Origin of the sequence: Oceanivirga salmonicida (assembly GCF_001517915.1) — a bacterium.
Classification (GTDB): domain Bacteria; phylum Fusobacteriota; class Fusobacteriia; order Fusobacteriales; family Leptotrichiaceae; genus Oceanivirga; species Oceanivirga salmonicida.
In genome coordinates this window covers 1-441 of record NZ_LOQI01000187.1, presented here as the reverse complement: position 1 = coordinate 441, position 441 = coordinate 1, and the positions used below count along the sequence as shown (strand labels likewise).

At 32.4% G+C, this 441-nt stretch carries 1 pseudogene; it reads left to right on the top strand.

What is annotated here, in order from left to right:
- Nucleotides 1-277, top strand: a pseudogene (locus AWT72_RS08880) (glycine/sarcosine/betaine reductase complex component C subunit alpha); the annotation flags it as partial.
- Nucleotides 278-441 lie beyond the last annotated feature (164 nt).

The window sequence follows — 441 nt, the reverse complement described above, 5'->3', positions numbered from 1 at the left end:
TGTAATGAGAAGAAATGATTTATTAATGGGTACTCATGATGTAATGGTAACAGATTCATTGACTGGAAATCTTTTCATGAAGATATTTTCTTCATACACAACAGGTGGAGATTATGAAGCACAAGGATATGGTTATGGTCCAGGAGTAGGCGAAGATTATGATAGAAGAATTTTAATTTTATCAAGAGCATCAGGTTCGCCTGTTGTTGCAAAAGCTCTTAAATATGGTTATGAAATTGCTATAGGAAAAGTTGATGAAAAGATTTCCAGTCAATGAATCTGTTACCATTACATCAGGAGTACCCATTAATAAATCATTTCCTCTCATTACAGATCCACCGTCTGCTCTTTGAGATTCAGAGAATTTAAAATCATACCCATTTTTTTGAAGTTCTAATAATATTTTTTCAGTTTGTCTTGCACCTTCTATGTTTATAATTC